Source organism: Candidatus Benthicola sp. (genome assembly GCF_058719085.1).
Window position 1 is genome coordinate 1 of record NZ_JBZQEK010000115.1, and the last position, 19,056, is coordinate 19,056.

Annotated in this window: 14 protein-coding genes; 8 read left to right on the forward strand and 6 right to left on the reverse strand. The window is 65.7% G+C overall.

Annotated features, from left to right (window positions below; genetic code table 11):
• Positions 1-183: hypothetical protein (locus tag AC36XV_RS08855; protein WP_492203323.1), on the forward strand; the 183-nt coding region annotated here is incomplete at its 5' end.
• Positions 184-232: 49 nt separating this feature from the next.
• On the opposite strand, the gene AC36XV_RS08860 is transcribed toward AC36XV_RS08855, so the two are convergent.
• The 3 genes from AC36XV_RS08860 to AC36XV_RS08870 all read right to left on the reverse strand — a co-directional run bounded on the left by AC36XV_RS08860 (position 233) and on the right by AC36XV_RS08870 (position 6,195).
• On the reverse strand, positions 233-802 hold the full coding sequence (locus tag AC36XV_RS08860; RefSeq protein ID WP_492203324.1) for a hypothetical protein: 570 nt from the start codon (positions 800-802) through the stop codon (positions 233-235).
• Entirely contained in the window at positions 787-4,071 is a 3,285-nt protein-coding gene (locus AC36XV_RS08865; protein WP_492203325.1) for a VPS10 domain-containing protein, read from the reverse strand. The genes AC36XV_RS08860 and AC36XV_RS08865 overlap by 16 nt, the downstream gene beginning before the upstream one ends.
• A gap of 120 nt (positions 4,072-4,191) precedes the next feature.
• On the reverse strand, positions 4,192-6,195 hold the full coding sequence (locus tag AC36XV_RS08870) for a TonB-dependent receptor plug domain-containing protein (protein WP_492203326.1): 2,004 nt from the start codon (positions 6,193-6,195) through the stop codon (positions 4,192-4,194).
• A gap of 227 nt (positions 6,196-6,422) precedes the next feature.
• On the opposite strand from AC36XV_RS08870, the gene AC36XV_RS08875 reads away from it, so the two are divergent.
• Entirely contained in the window at positions 6,423-9,725 is a 3,303-nt protein-coding gene (locus AC36XV_RS08875; RefSeq protein ID WP_492203327.1) for a WD40/YVTN/BNR-like repeat-containing protein, read from the forward strand.
• Positions 9,726-9,766: 41 nt separating this feature from the next.
• The gene (locus tag AC36XV_RS08880) at positions 9,767-9,970 is read left to right on the forward strand and encodes a hypothetical protein (RefSeq protein ID WP_492203328.1); all 204 of its coding nucleotides are present in this window, start codon (positions 9,767-9,769) and stop codon (positions 9,968-9,970) included.
• 7 nt (positions 9,971-9,977) lie between these two features.
• Here AC36XV_RS08880 and AC36XV_RS08885 read toward each other — a convergent pair whose 3' ends face one another.
• A complete protein-coding gene (locus AC36XV_RS08885; protein ID WP_492203329.1) occupies positions 9,978-11,438 on the reverse strand; it encodes a M64 family metallopeptidase in 1,461 nt (486 codons plus the stop codon).
• Positions 11,439-11,636: 198 nt separating this feature from the next.
• On the opposite strand from AC36XV_RS08885, the gene AC36XV_RS08890 reads away from it, so the two are divergent.
• The 3 genes from AC36XV_RS08890 (at position 11,637) to AC36XV_RS08900 (ending at position 14,275) form a co-directional block, all read left to right on the forward strand.
• Complete coding sequence (locus AC36XV_RS08890) at positions 11,637-12,278, forward strand: YkvA family protein (protein WP_492203330.1); 642 nt, start codon at positions 11,637-11,639, stop codon at positions 12,276-12,278.
• Positions 12,279-12,399: 121 nt separating this feature from the next.
• Entirely contained in the window at positions 12,400-13,755 is a 1,356-nt protein-coding gene (gene lat, locus AC36XV_RS08895; RefSeq protein ID WP_492203331.1) for an L-lysine 6-transaminase, read from the forward strand.
• A gap of 127 nt (positions 13,756-13,882) precedes the next feature.
• Complete coding sequence (locus tag AC36XV_RS08900; protein ID WP_492203332.1) at positions 13,883-14,275, forward strand: hypothetical protein; 393 nt, start codon at positions 13,883-13,885, stop codon at positions 14,273-14,275.
• Positions 14,276-14,342: 67 nt separating this feature from the next.
• On the opposite strand, the gene AC36XV_RS08905 is transcribed toward AC36XV_RS08900, so the two are convergent.
• Together AC36XV_RS08905 and AC36XV_RS08910 are read right to left on the reverse strand one after the other, a co-directional pair.
• Positions 14,343-14,735, reverse strand: a complete 393-nt coding sequence (locus AC36XV_RS08905; protein WP_492203333.1) for a PqqD family protein — start codon at positions 14,733-14,735, stop codon at positions 14,343-14,345.
• Complete coding sequence (locus tag AC36XV_RS08910) at positions 14,732-16,723, reverse strand: OPT family oligopeptide transporter (protein ID WP_492203334.1); 1,992 nt, start codon at positions 16,721-16,723, stop codon at positions 14,732-14,734. The genes AC36XV_RS08905 and AC36XV_RS08910 overlap by 4 nt, the downstream gene beginning before the upstream one ends.
• A gap of 171 nt (positions 16,724-16,894) precedes the next feature.
• Between AC36XV_RS08910 and AC36XV_RS08915 the strand changes: the two genes are divergently transcribed.
• On the forward strand, positions 16,895-18,355 hold the full coding sequence (locus AC36XV_RS08915) for an aminoacyl-histidine dipeptidase (RefSeq protein WP_492203335.1): 1,461 nt from the start codon (positions 16,895-16,897) through the stop codon (positions 18,353-18,355).
• 236 nt (positions 18,356-18,591) lie between these two features.
• Positions 18,592-19,011, forward strand: a complete 420-nt coding sequence (locus AC36XV_RS08920; protein WP_492203336.1) for a secondary thiamine-phosphate synthase enzyme YjbQ — start codon at positions 18,592-18,594, stop codon at positions 19,009-19,011.
• Positions 19,012-19,056 lie beyond the last annotated feature (45 nt).

Consider the following 19,056-nt stretch of genomic DNA (forward strand, 5'->3'; position numbering starts at 1 on the left):
CGGATTCTGGACGGCGTTCCCGGTGCTTCGGAGGCGTACCTCGAGCTGCTCGCCGCGGGGGGCTCAGGCTATCCATACGAGCTGCTGGTCGAAGCGGGAGTGGATCTCGCTCGACCGGAGCCGTACGAGTCCTTGTTGCGCCGGATGGATCGGATCATGGACGAGATCGAGGCGCTGCTGTGACGAGGCCGCTCGCGACCGCCGCACCACGCGACGGGCCCGGGTGGGGAGGTCAGGACCCGGCTGACTCTCCTCCACCCAGCGGGATACCCTCGGACCGGGCCGTCTCCCGCCAGTAGCTCCAGCCGCGTCCCGCGAGTATCCCGTTCCTCAGCACGACGGGCTCGAGCTCATCGTCGCTGACCCGGTCGTCGTCCTTCACCATCCGGACGTAGTAGAACAGGACCTCCCAGCTCGCGCCGCCCGCTTCATACGTGGCGCTCCGCATCGGATTGTACAGGGCCGGCGCACGGGCTCCGAGCGGGATCTGCACCTGCGTTACGCCGACCGTGTCCCGGGCCGTCTGAACCGCGCCGCTGCCCTCCGTGCCGGCCGGGCGCTGGAGGCTCTCCGCGCCCATGATGGACAGCACTTCGTCCCGGGGCATTCCGATCTTCAGACGTTGCAGGTTGGAACGGTTCTGTTCTCGGAAGCCACCGGCCGTGCGCAGGCTGGACGACGCACAGCCCGAGCCCACCGCCAGCCCGCACAGGACCGACGCGATGAGGGCGCGTCGGCCCCATCGGGAGGACGGCGCCGGGCATCCGGTCCTCTCCCGCACCGGGATCACCGCTCCGGCCATCGGGGAACGCCCCGTCCCGGAGTCCACGGGACCCCGGCCTCTTCGAGTCGATTCTCGAGATCCGGGAGATCCCGGTCCACGAGTCGTCGCAACTCGTCCACCATCCCGCCGAAGAGCGAATCCGCGACGGCCAGCTGCTCCCGTTGTGTTCCCGTCGGTGCAGCGGTGTTGGACCATTGCCCTCCCACGATGGTCTGGACGCGGTCCAGGATCCCCGGTGCAGCCGGTTCGCTGCGCCGCGGACGGGTCGGATCTCCCTCGAGCTCTTCGCGCAAGTCGAGCAGCCTGAGCTGCATCTGCCGGATCTGATCTCGTAGCGAGGGCTCCAGTCCCGGGGTGACCTCGGCCGCGTACGCGAGAACGTCGAGCCTGTCCGCCGCCTCGCCGGCCGCCCTCGCAGCTCCGAGGACCGCGCGCTGGAGACGTCCGACTTCCATCTGGAAAGCCAGCTTCGCCTCGCGATCCCCCGCGGGCAGGCTCGGCTCCCCGAGCACCCTGGCCTGAAACTCGACCGGACCCGCCAGGAGGAGGGTCTCATCTTCGGTTCGCTGCTCCAGGGTCACCGTATAGCTTCCGGGCAGCGCCATGGGCCCTTCACCGTCATCTCCGATGGCGATCGGCCCGAAACCGGGGTAGCGGAAATCCCAGGTCGCCCGGTGGAGGCCGGCCTTCGTGGAGCCCTCCACCCGGCGCACGAAGTCTCCGTTCTGCGTGCGAACTACGAGAGATACGCTCGGCTCTTCTTCCCGATCCTCCTGCTTCAGGGCCTCCCACGACGGATAGGGAACATCCTCTCCCTCCTTCGAGGCCTGGCGCTCCGACCGTCGGCGTGCCTGCTCCCGCGTTCGGAGCGTCTCCGAAAGGTAGTACGTGAAGACCGCTCCGAAGGGCGGGTTCGGCGCGGTGAAGAAGGATGCACCCTGGCTGCCTTTCTCTCCGCTCCCGAGCGGCGTCCGCTGCACATACATCCAGGCATCCCGGACCGGGAAGATGTGACCGGCTTCGGAGACCAGATCCTCACTCAACTCCCTGAGAGCGGAGTAGTCATCGAGCACGTAGAAGCCGCGCCCGAAGGAAGCCAGAACCAGGTCGTCTTCCCGGCGCTGAACTTCGATGTCCCGAATCGCGATGGTCGGAAGCCCGCCCTTGAGACGGATCCACTCCCCACCACCGACCCGGCTGGTGAACAGCCCGAACTCCGTGCCCACGAAGAGAAGCCCCGGTTCCTCGTCGTCCTCGGCGACCGCGTAGGTCGATCCACGGTCGGGAAGGTCTCCGGAGATCGAGGTCCACGACCTTCCCCGGTCGCGGCTGACCAGGACGTACGGAGCGAAGTCACCCCGCTTGTGATTGTTCAGCGCGGCGTACACGGTGTTCGGATCGTGCCACGAGGCTTCGAGATCGTTCACGTAGGTCATCTCCGGCACATCCGGCAGCTTCTCGATCCGTCGCCAGCTGGCTCCTCCATCTTCCGTCACCTGAATGAGTCCGTCGTCCGTTCCGACGTAGATCAGGCCCTCGACGAGGGGCGATTCGCTGAGCGCCACGATCGTTCCGTAGAACGAGGTGGAGTTGTTCTTCGCCACCGCGTCCACGCTCCAGATCCGGTCCATCACCTCGAGCTGGTTCCGATCCATGTTCCGGGTCAGGTCGCCGCTCACCGGACGCCAGCTGTCCCCCCGATCATCGCTCCGGAAGAGAATCTGCGCTCCGTAGTAGAGCCGGCTCCCCGAATGCGGCGAGATCATGAGGGCGGAATCCCAGTTCCACCGTAGAGGAGGATCGGTCACCGCCGGCTGTGGACGGATGTCGATTCGTTCACCGGTGCTTCGATCGAAGCGGACCAGCCCCCCGTACTGCCACTGGGAATAGACGATGTTCGGGTTCTCCGGGTCGACGGCGGGGTCGAAGCCGTCCCCGCCCACCGTGATGAACCAGTCGCTGTTCAGAATGCCGTGCCGGGACGTCGTGCGGGACGGGCCGCCCTGCGTGTCGTTGTCCTGTGTGCCTCCGTACACGTTGTAGAACGGTGTCGCGTTGTCGACGGCGACCTTGTAGAACTGGGTCACGGGAAGGTTCGCCTTGAAATCCCAGTTCTCACCGCGATCCCAGGTCTCGTACAGTCCGCCATCCCCTCCGATCACAAGGTGATCCTCGTCCCGTGGATCGATCCACAGCGCATGATCATCCACGTGGCGCCATTCACCGCCGAGCGGCTCCCAGGTCTCCCCGCCGTCTTCCGTGACGCGGGTCCGCGTATCCAGCGAGTAGACGCGATCGAAGCGATGCGGGTCGGCCACGATCTCCTGGTAGTATTGGGGGCTGCTGGCGATGTAGTCGCTCATCCGGGTCCAGCTCTCCCCTCGATCGTCGGACCGAAAGAAGCCGCTCTCTTCGGCCGCCGCTTCGACCGTGGCATAGAGCACGCTCGGTCGCTGGTGCGAGATGGCGAGTCCGATCCGGCCGAGGTCCACGGAGGGGAGGCCCTTGTTGATCTTCTTCCAGCTGTCTCCGCCGTCCACCGATTTGTAGATCCCGGAGCCGGGGCCCCCATCGATCAGCGTCCACACGTGTCGCCTTCGCTGGTAGGCTGCCGCATACAGCACATCGGAATCCGTCGGGTCCATGACCACGTCCGTGACGCCGGTGTTCTCGTCGACCTCGAGAACCGCCTCCCACGTTTCGCCCCCGTCGACCGTTCGGTACAGCCCTCTGTCCCCCCCGGGCGCCCATAGGGGCCCCTGTGCAGCGACGAACACCACATCGGTATCCCGCGGATGAATGAGGATCTTCCCGATGTGCTCCGATTGATCGAGACCGACCCGGACGAAGCTCCGGCCACCGTCCACCGACCTGTACAGGCCGTCGCCGTATCCGACGCTCCGCTGACTGTTGTTCTCACCCGTCCCCACCCAGATGATGAGAGGGTCGGCGGGGTCCACCGCGACCGCACCGATCGAATACGAGCCGTACTTGTCGAAGATCGGCTTCCATGTCGTGCCCGCGTTGCTCGTCTTCCACACTCCGCCCGATGCGACGGCCACGTACCACGTGAAGGGGTCAGCCGGATGGATGGCGATGTCGCCGATTCGGCCCGAGGTGAGGGCCGGGCCGATGGCGCGAAGCTCGAGACCCGCCAGGAGGGAAGCATCGAGCTCGGGCGGACCGTCGATCTCGTCTGCTTCCTCCTGGCCCTGCTGGGCCGATATCGATCCGGGCAGGAGCCCGAGGAGGAGGACCAGGAAACCGACTCGACGGAGCGCAATCATGAGACCTCCGGTAGGCTTCGATCAGGCGTTTTCGCGGGTTCCGGCCCGAAAGCTATCCATGGGGCGATGCGAGCGACATGGGCTGCTCGGGCTGGGGGGCGCATCCGGCCTCCCGGCACGTCAACCGAACCCGATTCCCAGGATGAACTGCCGGCCGGCGGCCGGAAGGCCACACTGGTCGTAGACCTCGGCATCGGTGATGTTTCGCACTCCGATGCCGATCTCCAGAATTCGGGAGCGGGCACCCCTTCCCATGTTCCAGGAGCGGGTCAGCCGGAAACCGGCCCAGCCGGCGGCCGGGAGCCCGTCGTTTCGACCCGGGTCCGGGTGAACGCAGGACTGTGCGCCGACGAAACTGACGTCGAGCTGACCGGTCAGCCTGGCCGGGAGCCCCACGGCAAGGCCGAGATTGCCCGCGACCGCTGGCTGGTACTCGGGGTCCCCGTCCGGCGTGCCGTCCGCACCGAACTGGCCGACGTCCTGCACGGTCAGGTCCGCATCGAAGCCGAAGGCTCGCCAATCCATGCTCGCCATCAGTTCGATGCCGGTGGCCCTCACCTCACCCGCGTTCTCACGTCGATAGGTCGCGCCTCCCGTCGCGGTTCGAACGATGGCATCGCCGAGACGGTGATGGAAGGCGACGACCTGCCAGTCCGCCCGTGCGGTGCGGCCCGTGAGGCCCATTTCGAAGCCGAGCAGGGTTTCCGGACCCAAATCCGGATTCACGGTGAACCGCCCGAGGGCGCCTGAATACAGCTCGCGTAGCGAAGGGGCTCTCGTCCGCCGGCTGAGCCCCGCGTGTGCCTCGCCATTGAGGGCAGGGATCCGAAGTTGGGTGGCGATCAGGACCCCCCAATCCCACGTCGGCGCCCGTTCCTCCAGGCCTCCGGTCTCCGGTGTGTCGGACCCGTCGACGCTCCCTCCGAGCACGAGATCGAGTCCCTCTCCCGGCTTGCCACGGAAGAGAGGCAGGTCGAGCTCGGCCGCGCCGCTGAACAGTCGCTGCCGGAAGCGGCGCTGCCCACCCGGCGCCAGCGTCTCATCATGAACGGTTTCGGTTCCTGTGAGGTTGAGTGCCAGCGCTCCCCAGCCCAGCTGCTGCGCACCGTCCAGCTTGACCGTCAGGGTGCGATCGTCTCCCCGCTCCTCTTCGCTCACCGCCTCATACGCGGAAGAAGCGTATTCCTCGATCTCGTAGCGTCCGAGATCGAGGGCCCCGGTGAGCGAGGCGTTGCCCGGCAGGCCACCTCCAAGCGACCAGCCCATCCCTCCTCCCAGCACGGTGATCCACCGCCGTGTGACCGGGAGACGCCAGAGGCGCGGTTGCTCGACATGGAGCTCCGGCGGCACACCGCGCTCCGCTCCGAAGGCCATCGAGGAAATGCCCAACCAGCGACCCGACATCCCCTCGAGCCGACCCGCTACGAAGGCGTTCCATTGTTCGAGGTCGCTGTTCAGGCGCCGAGTAGAGCTCGAGAGCGATCCCTGGCCAACGCCGCCGGGCAGCGACACCCAGTCCCACCTCCGGTACCCGCCCCCCGCCCTCAGCGCGACTCCGGAACGGCCCGAGCCGATCGTGCGCTGCAGACTGACATCTGCGGCCGCCGAGCCGCCGGTCCCACCGGATGCACGGACCCAATCGGACGGCAGGGATCCGGCGGAGCCTGGAGCGGGCATCACATCCACTTCGACGACCCCCCCGAGCACGTTGGGGCCCGCAAGAACGGAGGGCAGACCGCGTGTCGCCCGGATCCGCGTGGCCCCGGTCAGGGGAAGAACGGAGAGGTCGGTCCGGTTGTCCCAGCCGACGGTCAATGGAATGCCGTCCAGAAGAACGGCGATCTGCCGGGACTCGGAGCCCCGGAAGGCCAGATGGGTCTCCCCCCGAGAATTGTCGCGGACACGAACGAGCGGCATGGTCCTCAGCAGGTCAGATACGCTGGCCGCCGGCTCCACGGAAAGGGGATCGAGGTCCGCCACCACCGCGCTCGCCGCCCCCGACACCTCCGGGTGAGCGACGGTGGCTTCGACGGGCGGGAGCTGGGCTGGAATCTCCCCAGGCGCGGACGGGGGAACCTGGGCCTGCAGCAGGTCGACGAATCCGATCAGCAGCGCGGCGAACACCGGTACCACGACTACCTGCGGCGATCCCCGGGAGGGCAGATCGGTCTGGAAAGGGAAGGAAGCCGGGAAAGATCCGCGTCGTACCATGTCGTCGGGAAACTGCCGTATTGCCCCTCGGCCGTCCAGATGGGGGGGCGCGGCTGGCCCGGCGCGTACGGCCATCAGTATGTTCGAGCGACCGTTGCAAACCGTGTCGTCTCCACCGTCGCCCAACACAGGTAGTGCACATGCGTCTCCGCGAGCACAGTCAGCCCCGTCTTTCGCGTCCCGCGTCGATCGCCTCTCTCGTCCTGCTGGCCTGCGCCTGGCCGGTGACTCCCGCCACCGCCCAGGTCGATCCGGGGCTGCTGGCCGGAATGACGGCGCGAACCATCGGCCCGGCCGGGATGAGCGGTCGTGTCGCCGACGTTACGGCGGCTCCGAGTGATCCGACGGTGGTCTACGTGGGGGCCGCCACCGGTGGACTGTGGAAATCGGTGAACGGAGGCCTGACCTACGAGCCGGTATTCGACGATCAGCCGGTGGCCTCCATAGGGGCCATCGCGATTCATCCGACGGATCCCGAGGTGGTCTGGGTGGGCACCGGAGAGGGCAACGTCCGCAACAGCGTGTCCGTCGGAAACGGAGTGTATCGTACCCGGGACGGGGGCCGCAGCTGGGAGCACCTCGGGCTCGAAGCCACGGAGAGAATCACGCGCATCATCGTTGACCCGGGAGACCCGGATGTGATCTACGTGGCGGCTCTGGGGCAGGAATGGGGCGAAAACACGGAGCGTGGCGTCTATCGTACACGGGACGGAGGGAAGGCGTGGGAGAAGATCCTGTATGTCGACGAGAGGACGGGCGCCGCTGACCTCGCCGTCGATCCCGAGAATCCAGACAAGATGTTCGTGGCCATGTGGGACTACCGGCGCTGGCCCTGGTTCTTCCGTTCCGGTGGTCCCGGATCGGGGCTGTACGTGACGCGTGACGGAGGGGACACCTGGGACCGGCTGACACCCGAGGACGGGCTCCCCGAGGGCGAGCTCGGGCGCATCGGGGTCGCCGTGGCCCCATCGGATCCCTCCATCGTCTATGCCCTCATCGAGGCCGAACAGAACGCGCTCTACCGCTCAGACGACGGGGGTATCTCCTGGCGCATGGTGGGGAAGGGCGACAACGTGGGAAATCGGCCCTTCTACTACGCGGACATCAGAGTGGATCCGGAATGGCCGGATCGTGTGTACAGTCTCTGGTCGATCATCAGCGTATCGGAGGACGGCGGCCGGACCTTCCAGCAACTCGTGGGCTGGGACATTCACCCGGACCACCACGCGATGTGGATCAACCCCGGGGACGCCTCCCACATCATCATAGGCAACGACGGCGGCGTCGCGATCAGTCACGACCGTGGCTCGACGTGGCGCTTCGTGCGCAATCTGCCGCTCGCCCAATTCTATCACATCCGTGTCGACATGGAGCAGCCCTACAACGTGTACGGCGGTATGCAGGACAACGGCTCGTGGAAGGGCCCGTCCACCGTGCTCGAGAACGGAGGGATCCGTAACTATCACTGGGACGAGGTGGGGTTCGGAGACGGCTTCGACACGGCCCCGGATCCGGCCGATCCGATGCGTGGCTACGCCATGAGCCAGGAGGGTTTCCTGATCCGCTGGGACCTCAGGACGGGTGAACGCAAGGACATCCGTCCGGCTCCTCCCGAGGGAGAACGCCTCCGATTCAACTGGAATGCGGCCTTCGCCCAGGACCCCTTCGATCCGGCGACGATCTACTACGGCAGCCAGTTCGTTCACCGTTCGCAGGACCGCGGAGAGAGCTGGGAGCGGATCAGCCCCGACCTCACGACGGACAACCCCGACTGGCAGAAGCAGGCGGAGAGCGGAGGGCTCACACCCGACGTTACCGGAGCCGAGAACTTCACTACGATCCTCTCGGTCGCTCCCAGTCCCGTGACCCCCGGCGTGCTTTGGGCGGGCACGGACGACGGCCGTCTGCATGTCACCAGGGACGGCGGAAACACGTGGACGTCGGTCGAAGGCAACGTTCCCGACGTACCGCAGCACACGTGGATCCCGCACATCGAGGCCTCCCGATTCGCCGCGGACCGTGCCTACGTCGTATTCGATGACCACCGGCGTTCCAACTGGACTCCGTACGTCTTCCGAACCGACGATTTCGGCTCTCGCTGGACACGCCTGGCCGATGATGAGGATGTCCGGGGCTACGCACTCGCCGTCGCCGAGGATCCCGTGGATCCGGATCTGCTCTTCCTGGGGACCGAGTTCGGTCTTTGGGTGAGCGTCGACTCGGGCCGGCGGTGGTTCAAGTGGACGCACGGCATTCCGACCGTGGGGGTGCGCGACCTCCTCGTTCACCCGCGAGACCACGATCTGGTCGTCGGGACCCACGGTCGTTCAGCGTTCATTCTGGATGACGTCAGCCCTCTCCGTGGGCTGGATGGGGCTACGCTCGAGGAACCGCTGTACCTGTTCCCGGTGTCCGACGCGGTCCAGTACCGGCGGAAGCAGACGGGAGCGAGTCGGTTCCCAGGGCACGGGGAGTTTCGAGGAGAGACCCGACCGATCGGTGCGATCCTGAGCATCGCGGTGAATGGCGAGGGTGTGCCGCACCCGGACGAGGAGGTCGAGAGGGCGAGGAAGGAGATGGAGAGGGAGGCGGCCATTCAGGCCGGTGGTAGCGAGGCCGAGACCGAAACGTCGGAAGAGCCCGACGCCGAACCCGACTCCGAGAGAGCGCGGGTCGAGCTCGAGGTCGCCGACTCGACGGGCGCTACGATCCGCACCTGGAAGGTACCCGTGCACCAGGGTCTGAATCGGGTCACGTGGAACCTGCGCCGGGATGCATTCAACCGACCGAACACGGGAGAGAGGGAAGCAGACGAAACCCGGGGTAGCGGGATCCTGGTCCTCCCGGGCCGCTACACGGTGACGGCCCGATTCGGGGAACAGGAGGTCTCGGCACCCGTACGGGTCGTCCCGGATCCGAGGGAAACCGCGACACCAGCGGACCGGCTCGAGAAGTACCGCACGCTCCTGGCGGCGGGGCAGACGCGTGAGAGCCTGGCCGAGGCCCTGTCGCTCATCTACCGCCTGCGGGCCGATCTGACGAACGCTCTGGCCGCACGGGACCGGGAGAAAGCCCCGGCTTCCGAAGCGCCCCAGGAGGGTGAAGAGGTGGATGATGCGATGCTTGAGATGGCGGAAGACATCCGTAAGGAATTGAAGCAGATCGAAGAACGCATCTGGGTGCCGGAGGGGACCAAGGGCATCGTATTCTCGGACGACCGGGCCTGGAACCGGATCAGCTACGTTCTGGGGTCGCTGGAGTCGAGCTGGGACGCGCCGACCCCGGCGCAGATTGCCTACCTGGCGGAGGCGCGCTCGGCAGCGCGCGAAGTCCTCGCGCAGTTGCGCACCCTCTACGAGACCGATGTCGAACGGTTCAGGGCGGCGGTTCGAGACGCGCAGCTGGAACTGATGCCACCCGAACAGGTACCGGAGCTTCCCTGACGACCGGCGGGACCGCTCCGCAACTGGCAAAGGAGCAGAGTATGGAGGTCAAAGTGCTTCTGCAGGGCCCGGACACGGTGCACCCCCTGGTGGTCACCGTGCCCGAGGGCGAGGACCCGACGGAACGTCTGGCCACCGCAATCGCCCAGAACGCGCCCGTGTTCACGATCGGGAGCAGCAGCTTTCGGACGGATCGGGTGCTCGCCCTGACGATTCAGGACCCGTCGATGCGGACCGCGTGGTAGGACTCCGCTAGAACGAGTAGAGATCGATCACACGTTCGATCGCTCGCCGGCACACCCGACAGAAGTAATCGGTTCGGGTGAACATGATGCAGTCGGTTTCGGATCGATAAAGGCCCTGCGACTCGTACATGGCGCCCTCGAACGCGCCCACCCGACCCGAGTATCGCAGGGTGTGCAGGAGTTCTTCCTCGATCCGGGCCTGCTCTTCGAACAGAGCATCGAACTCGGACTCGGGGGCCTGCGCGTCGATCAGTTCCTGCCGCCGCTCCTGTATCGACCGGGCATGCTGATCGTAGCGTTCCTTCCCCCATGGGGTCGGCAGCGGCGTCCCTGGCTGCACGAGATTGCCCCACTTGAGCTGTGCCGCATCGTGCAGGGCGGTCACGTTGGGTTCCCACGGTTCCGGGTGAACCGGACTTCCGGTCTGGTACGCAACGCTCGAGGTGTAGTACTCGTCCGCGAGACCGGCGAAGTGATGCCCGAACTCATGCACGAAGATGTAGTCGGCAAACTCGGTGTCGACGGCCGTCGTGGCCTGAGTGTTGAAGATGCCTCCGCCCCCGTACTGCTTTTCGTTCACCAGGATCTCGACGAACTCGTAGGGAGCCTCCGAAAGAACATCCCTCAGGCGCCGGTTATCGAAGGTCAACAGGTAGCGCTCCGAACCGAAGATGTTGAACTCCGTCGACACCGGCGTGCGTCGATACTCCCCGACATGCGGCCGGTTCACTCCCGACTCGGGACTCGGCAGATCGATGGCCCAGACGTTGAAATCCGATTTCCGCGACCGGAAGGGCTCCGTTTCGAACAGCCGTCCGACCAATCGTTCCACGTCGGCATGGAACTTCCCGATCTCCTCCTTCGAATACCCTTCGCTCAACAGGACGAGGTCGACCTTCTCCGTCGGCGGTCCGTTCTGGAAGACGGTCCACACGCGACCGGCCGGAGGCAGGGGGGCTGGATTCACGGACGAGGCCTCCGGGTCGAGATCGTAGCGCCAGATCTCACGAAACTCTCCACCCGCTTCTCGCTTCCCGAGGGATACGAGCACGGGGTGTCGGGGCCACGGAAACCGAAGCGACTCATGGAACGTCGCGAAGGTGCTCTCCGCCGCCGCGGTCGTCTCCCACTCCCCGAATATCGAGGCGAAGCCACGTGAATAGAGGACCTGCCCGGTGGCCGGATCGATGACCTCGAACCGGTACTTTCCAAGGTTCGTGTCGTCCACGAGCTGCCTCAGACTCCCGGCCCACGGGCCATCGGCGACGACGCGATCGAGCGAGAAGATCTCCGTGCCCATCCCTCCGGTGTGGAAGTAATCCAGGCGCAGGGTGGTCGCCGAGAAGTGCTCGCCGAAGTCCGGTTCGAGGGATTGTCCCGATACCGTCCCGACCAGGGGCAGCGCCAGGACCAGTGCCGAAGTGAACACGCGGGTGAACCGCCCGGGACGTGCATGAGATGTGGCCATGATCGGCTTCTCCAGAGGACTGGTGAACCCCGAAAGGTGCGACCGGGAAACCGCAGCGACAAGACCGCTATGGAGGGATACCTGCGGGGACGGCGATGACGTACCTTCGGACTCCTGTCGGGGGGAGGCCACGTTGAACGGCCGCGAGCGGCGAACCGGGGGTGGGGAACCCACGATAGTGAGACGGGAGGACGATGCTTGATGGGGCTTGATCGGGTGGAGGGAATGATCTCGGACGCGCTCGCGGACGAGAAACAGACCGGTCGTCTCGCGAACGCCCTTCGTGAGCGCTCCGTCGCACATGGACACGAACCCGCTGATGCGGAGGTCCGAGCGGCGGTACGCTTCGTGATCGAATACGTGGAGCACGTGCCCGGCTATCTTCGCGAGGGGCAGGAGGCGGCGCGCCTGGCAGGTCGCGAGGCAGAGATGGCCGAAGTGATCCGGACCGCGACCGACTACTGGTTGACGGAATCCGACATCATCCCGGATCGTCTCGGCCTGCTCGGCATCCTGGACGATGCCTACTACTCCCTGTCTCTCATGCAGGCCGTCTCCGATCGGCACGAGGCGGAAAGCGGCCGGGCCCTCTTTTCGCGGAATCTGATGGCGGCCAACGAGTCGATTCGGAACCTCATCGGCGAACCCGCCGCATCACAGATCGACATGTATGTCGGTTCCAGACTGGACGCGGACCCGATGACGCAGATGGTCCGGGCCCTGACCGCGATGAGTGCTCATCGAGGGGCCTTCCCGATACCCCAGCGGGACCGCATCTGGGGTGACCGCTCGACGGAGGAAGTGGTGCGGGCTCGACTCGGCCGACTGGGACTCGCCTGAGCCACTCGGGATGCTGTCGGGCCGGCCGATGATCGCGTAGTTTCCGGCCCGTCGAGACGGCCGGCGGTGCAGCCCGCCCGAAGGACCCGCTCAAACGTATAAGAGAAGCACGGAGAACAGGATGTCCGATATCTCACTCCCCGCCAGCGAGGTGTTTCCGACGCTGGAGAGAAACATACTGGTGGACGGCTTTCACATCGTGATCGATCTCGAGAAGTCGCAAGGTTCGATCATGGTCGATGCGCTTACCGGCAAGGAGTACATCGACTGCTACACGTACTTCGCCACGTTGCCGATCGGCCACAATCACCCCGGCATGGAAGATCCGGCCTTCCGGGACACGCTGCTGCGCGCTGCGCTCGCCAACCCGGCGAACAGCGACGTCTATTCCCGAGAGTACGCGGGGTTCGTGGACACGTTCAGGCGTATCGCGGTTCCGGACGAATTCCGGTACCTGTTCTTCGTGGCCGGTGGGGCGCTGGCCGTCGAGAACGCGATGAAGGCGGCCTTCGACTGGAAGGTGCAGCTCAACGAGAAGAAGGGAATCCAGGGGGGCGGCGACCGGATCCTCCACTTCCGGGACGCCTTCCATGGACGCAGTGGATACACTCTCTCGGTCACGAACACCGACCCGACCAAGACCGCCCGGTTTCCAAAGTTCGACTGGCCGAGAGTATCGAATCCGGGGCTTCGCTTCCCGGTCGACGAGGAGAGCACGCTGGCTGCCGAGGAGGCCTCGGTGGCCGAGATCGAGGCAGCGTTTGCCGCGGACCCGCACGGGATTGCGGCCATTCTGATCGAACCGATTCAGGCGGAGGGAGGAGACCATCATTTCAGGCCTCGTTTTCTCCAGAAGCTTCGCGAACTCGCCGACCGCCACGATGCGCTGTTGATCTTCGACGAGGTCCAGACCGGGATGGGGCTCACGGGATCGATGTGGGCGTTCCAGCAGATGGGTGTCGTCCCGGACCTGGTCGCCTTCGGAAAGAAGACCCAGGTCTGTGGCATCATGAGCACGGAGCGGATCGACGAGGTCGAGCGGAACGTGTTTCACGTTTCGTCCCGAATCAATTCCACCTGGGGTGGGAACCTGGTCGACATGGTACGCTGCGCCCGGTACCTCGAGATCATGGAGGAAGAGGGGCTGGTCCAGAACGCGGCGATCGTCGGGGGCCACCTGCTCGAACGGCTCGTCGCCCTGCAGGAGGAATTTCCGCACATCAGCAACGTGCGCGGACGCGGACTGATGATCGCCTTCGATCTTCCCGATGGTCCGACCCGGAATCACGTCCGGTCTCATTGCTGGGAGAACGGCCTCGCCACACTCGTGTGCGGGCCCCGGTCCATCCGCTTCCGCCCCCCCCTGACGTTCAGCCGGCAGGACGCCGATCGGGCGATAGAAAAGCTCCGGGAGTCCCTGCTCGAGGTCGTCGAGCCGGTCGTCGGCGCTTCACCAGCCAGGTTGGGGGAGGAGTGATCGTCATACGCAACGGGAACCCGGTTCCGTCGGCTGGCGTATGAACGGAACGAAGCGTGGTACGAGGGGAAGGGTGGCTTTGCACCGCAGAGCCTCAATGGGTCGCTCGGCGACCGGGAGGAGTCGGATGACGAAGCGAGCCGGCGTTCTTGCCGCGGGTCTGTGCGCGGCCGCCGCTTTCGCTCTGGCGGGATGCGGCGGTGATGAAGCCGCGGGGCCTTCCACGGGCACTCTCGAGGTGCTGTTGACGATGGAAGGGACTGACCAGGATCCGAATGGCGGAGTTCTGTACCTGAACGGGGAGTCGCTCGGCGCGCTCTCCGTCAACATCCGGAAGACGGAGCAGGTCGAGAGCGGCATCTACGTGATTCGGGTGGCCGGGATCAACAGCAACTGCTCGCCCTTGTTGGGTGATGAGCGCAACGTGACGATCCGGGGCGGTCAGAAGTCCACGATCGAGTTCGCGTACCTGTGTGAGAGCACGGATGTGAAGGACCCGGGCGGAGACCCCGTGCAGTAGCTGTCCTGGAGGCGACCACGACGGCCCGCTCCGACGACCGGCGGCTCCAACCGCCGGTCGTCTCGCATCACGGGCCCGTACCCCCGGCGGTCGACCGGTAGCTGACGAGGCGCTCTCTCCGGAGAACCCGGATCCATTGACCGAGCCGCTCGTGCACGGGATCGACCGGGGACCCGAATTCCGCTCGGACGAGATTGCAGAGCGCACGCACGTCGGTCTCACCGTCGATGTGGCGCCAGGCGAACGAACCCACTTCATCCAGGCGCACCCGGGTGGGGCCCATCGCGGACGAAAGCCACCGGACGAACGAGCGGGGACCTCCCACGGACGGTCGGGTTCGCACGAGGGTGATTCGATCGTCCGGTCCGATCTCCCATTCCGACTCCCGCACCGGGATCATGTCCAGCAGGTTCGGTGGACGTTCCGTTCGCCTCTGGTCGGCGCGACGGTTTCGGGTCACCTCGGTCGTTCCGCCCTCGCGGCTCGGATCTGCCGGAGCGGAAGCCACGCAAGCAGCAGAAAGATGAACGGATAGGCCGCGGCTCCGAGCCAGAAGCTGCCATCCCCGTCCGGCGTGAGCATGGCCTTCCACCTCGCGAGCTCGGGAACGAAATCCTGTCCGAGGAACAGGAAGGCCAGGGCGACTGCCATCAGGGACTCACCGGCGATGAACCCCGACGAAAGGAGGATCCCGGTGTTCTCGGCTCGCTGGCGCTCCTCCGGCGTCGCTTGAAGCTGATCTTGCTTCCACTCGAAGTACGCACGGATCAGCCCGCCCACGAAGATGGCGGCCGTGGAATAGAAGGGCAGATACATACCGACCGCGATCAGCATGGGCGCCGGCGCGTTGACGAGGATGAGCCCCACGGCGAAGAACATGCCTGTGATCACCAGAGGCCACGCCATTTCCCCGCCCACGATGCCGTTCGCGATGAGCGCCATCAGCCCCGCCTGCGGCGCGGGCAACTCGGCCGATCCGATCGTGTACGCGGAGTGCATGACGTTGAGGGCGATGGCCAGCACCACGGCAGCGCCGATCACGCCGATCACCTCTCCGATCTCCATCCGCCACGGCGTGCCACCGAGGATGTGTCCCACTTTGAGGTCCTGCATCATGTCGCCCGCGATCCCCGCGGCACAGCACACGACGCCGGCGACGGCGAGCACTCCGGCCACGCCACTGACATCGGTGAGGCCAATCGCCACCATGAGGACGGCGGCCACGAGGAGGGCCGTCAGGGTCAGGCCCGAGATCGGATTGTTCGAGTTGCCGATCAGTCCGACCAGGTAACCGGCGACCGCGGCGAACAGGAACCCGAGGACCAGCATCACGGCCGTGAGGATCAGCGCTCCGATCACCGAGCCCGTGAAGTACTCGTACAGGAAGAAGGTCGCGATGCCCATGGCACCGATGGCGACGAACACTCGATTGAAGGGAAGGTCCACCTCCGTTCGCGGCTCCACGGACGCTCCGTCGGTCTCGCTGACCTTGAGATCCGCCAGCGCCTTTCGAATCCCGGAAACGAGCGGCCCCCGGAGCCCCCACAGAGTCCAGAACGCCGCCACGATCATCGTCCCCACGGCCAGCGGACGAATCTGATTGAACCAGACGTCCTCGCTGAGATCGACGAGGCTCGTTTCCGGACCGAGCCCGCCGCTGAGACCGGGGTTCAAGAACACCGCCAGCGGGACCAGAAACAGCCATCCCATGACGGCGCCGGCGAAGAGGATCGCCGAGACGCGAAAGCCTACGATGTAGCCGACCCCCATCAACATGGGAGAGGCAGCGGGGGTCTGGAGATAGAGGCCGCCGCCGGCATAGGTCGTGCTCTCGCCCAGCACCGAGATGGATGAACGTCCGAACTCGATGGCCCCGGCCGTCTTCTCCTGGATGTAGTGAATTCCGTTCGAGTTCTTGAACAGCTCCCAGATGCCGGCGAGAACGATCCCGCCGAACACGTACTTGGCCCCGGTCTGACCTCCCTGACCCGCCTTCACGATCTCCGCGGCCGCCACGCTCTCGGGAAAGGGAAGGTCCGCCTCGACGACCAGCGTGCGGCGCAGGACGATGACGAAGAGCACGCCGACGACGCCGCCGACGAGCATGATCGCCGTGCTTTCCCAGTAACGGAGGTTATCCCATACGCCGGCGATGACGAAGGCCGGAATGGTGAAGATGGCCCCCGCCATGAGCGACTCGCCCACCGAGGCAGTGGTCCGCGCGATGTTCTCCTCGAGAATCGAACCGCGCAGCGGTCGGAGGACGGCCATGGCCACGACGGCAGCCGGGAAGGCGGCCGCCACAGTCAGGCCCGCCTTCATGCCCACGTACGCGTTCGCGGCCCCGAGCACGATCGCCATGACGATCCCGAGGAACACTGCCTTGAACGTCAATTCCGGCATCCGGGTATCCGCCGGAACGAATGGGACGTCCGTGCCTTCGCTCATCCAGTTGCCTCCGGGGAAGGAAGCGCGGAACACGACCCGTGCCGCGAATGGACGGGGGGGGGTCCACGCCGTATCGTGCCGAAGTTGTCGAGTACTCGTCGCACCCGCCAGCATTCGTGTTCCGCGGCGTGACCGGCTCATGCGGTCCCGCTCGTTCACACAGGAGGAGTCATGAGCGTCGTATCCGAGCTGAAACCTGAGAAGGTCTGGGGCTTTTTCGATCAGCTGCTGGCCATACCGAGAGGTTCCAAGAAGGAGGATCGCGCCCGGGCTTTCGTGATCGGCATCGCCGAGAGACTGGGACTGGATCACCAGGTGGACGATACGGGCAACGTGGTGGTGCGGAAGCCGGCGAGCGAAGGGGGCGCGGAAGCCCCTCCGACGATTCTCCAGGCACACCTGGACATGGTGCAGGAGAAGAACTCCGACGTCGACTTCGACTTCGATGCGGACCCGATTCGACCGGTCCTCGAGGGGGATTACCTGACGGCCGACGGTACCACCCTCGGCTCCGACAACGGAATCGGGGTCGCGACGATGCTCGCCATCATGGAGGCGGATGACCTCCGTCACGGTCCGCTCGAGTTCCTGTTCACGATCGACGAAGAGACCGGACTCACGGGGGCCAGCGGTCTTTCCGATGACCTGCTGAGAGGACGGCGGCTGATCAATCTGGATTCGGAAGAGGAAGGCGTCCTCACGATCGGGTGCGCCGGAGGTGCAGACTCCCACCTGCACCTCACCGTGGAGAGAGGCGCTTCTGATCCCGGGTCGGCCGCCCTTCGTGTGCGCGTCAGCGGGCTGAAGGGGGGGCACTCCGGCGTCGACATCCACCTTCAAAGGGGGAATGCGATCAAGTGCCTCGCCCGGGCCCTGTACTCGGCTTGCCTCGCCGAACCCGTTCGTATCGCCGCGATCCAGGGAGGCAACGCTCACAACGCGATCCCGCGTGAGGCCTCCGCCATTCTCGTCTTCCCGGGAGAGGAAGAGATCGGTTCGACGGTGCGTGCGATCCTCGCCAGGGAGCTGGAAGCCAGCCGCTCCGAGCTTCATGCCGCCGACCCTGGTTTCGTGTTCGAGATTTCCGATGCGGAGGTTCCTTCCGACGCCTTGAGCGTCCCGGCCTCGAGGAAGCTTCTCGCCCTCCTCACATCTCTTCCGCACGGAGTGGTGGCGATGAGCGAGGAGATCGAAGGACTCGTCGAAACGAGCACCAATCTGGCCGTCGTCAGGGAAGAGGACGGCCGTGCCTTCATCCTCATGAGCAGTCGAAGCTCGGTCATGTCCGCTCTGGCGGCACTCCGTCAGCGGATTCGGGCTTTCGCCGACCTCTCGGGAGCGGACCTCGAGGAGAAGGACGGGTACCCGGCGTGGCAGCCGGACGTCAACTCCGACTTGCTGGGTATCGTCCGGGAGGTTCACCGGCGGGTCGCGGGAGAGGCGGAAGTGGGCGCCGTGCACGCGGGACTCGAGTGCGGGATCATCGGGGAGAAGTACCCGGGTATGGACATGATCTCCTTCGGCCCTCAGATCGATTTCCCTCACTCGCCGGATGAGCGGGTGAAGGTGTCTTCCGTGCAGGAGTTCTACGAAGTGCTCACGGAGTCCCTCGCCGAGCTTGCCGGACGATGAACGCCGGCTGGAGCGTACCGAAGGCGCCGCGCCTTACCGGCACTCGTCAGGATTCGCTATCTTGAGCGCGGGCGGCGCGTCGACCCGGGTCTCGGAGGGCCTATGCTGAAACGTGGGGAAGTGATCGGTGTCTGGGTGTGGGGCATCGTCGTGTGGATCATACTCGCGTTCGCCTTCCAGGATTTCTGGTGGTTTCGTCCGTTGTACCGTCAGCTGTTCTAGGAAGGGCTGAGCGAGTGACCGTCGCTTCCACGACTCTGGAGTACGAGACGACGGCCGGGACGGATGTGCTGGACCTGACTCCCGATCTCGCCGAATTCGTCGCCGGCGGCCGGGTACGCCAGGGCGTCCTGGTCGCGTTCATCCCGGGCTCCACGGCCGGTCTGACGACCCTCGAGTTCGAGACCGGCGCCGTCGCGGACTTGAAGCGCACCCTCGAGGAGCTGGTGCCGGAAGATCGCGAATACGAGCACGACCGGCGTTGGGGCGACGGCAACGGCTACTCCCACGTTCGCTCCGCTCTCATCGGTCCGTCCCTCGCCGTACCGGTCACCGATGGGGCCCTCGAGCTGGGTACGTGGCAGCAGGTCGTTCTGTGTGACTTCGACAACCGCCCCCGCAGACGACGCGTCCGTCTTCGCCTGATGGGGGAGTAGAGCTTCCCGCTGGACGGGTCTGTGGCTGCATACCATCTTGGAGGC